Raw genomic sequence first — 484 nt, 5'->3', positions numbered from 1 at the left:
AGACCCGGCGAAATCACCCTCGCCCATCACGGCGTGCTGTTTCTCGATGTGTTGCCGGAGTTTTATCTCAAGGTTCTGGAAGTCCTGCGCGAGCCGTTGGAGTCCGGGCATATCGTCATCGCCCGGGCCAAGGATCGCGTGCGTTTCCCCGCACGGTTTCAATTGGTGGCAGCGATGAATCCGTGTCCCTGTGGATATCTTGGCGAGCCCAGCGGCAAATGCTCGTGCACACCGGACATGGTCCAGCGCTATCGCAACAAGCTGTCAGGGCCGCTGCTGGATCGGATTGATCTGCACCTGACCGTGGCGCGTGAGGCAACCGCATTGAATCCGGCAGCCAAGCCAGGCGAAAACAGCGCCAGCGCTGCGGCGTTGGTGGCGGAAGCGCGGGAGCGCCAGCAGAAACGTCAGGGCTGTGCCAATGCGTTTCTCGATCTGCCGGGGCTCAAGCGTCACTGCAAGTTATCCACAGCCGATGAAAAAT

1 protein-coding gene is annotated in these 484 nt (G+C 60.5%); it reads left to right on the top strand.

The features are described 5' to 3' along the window. Nucleotides 1-484 (top strand): ATP-binding protein (locus J5M56_RS24765; protein WP_207938032.1); only part of this gene is annotated, 484 nt, incomplete at both ends.

The sequence above is a fragment of the Pseudomonas sp. 51_B genome, assembly GCF_017491595.1.
In the GTDB taxonomy this organism is placed as follows: Bacteria; Pseudomonadota; Gammaproteobacteria; order Pseudomonadales; family Pseudomonadaceae; genus Aquipseudomonas; species Aquipseudomonas promysalinigenes.
The sequence above is the reverse complement of the archived record's forward strand: the minus strand, read 5'-3'. Positions and strand labels throughout refer to the sequence as shown.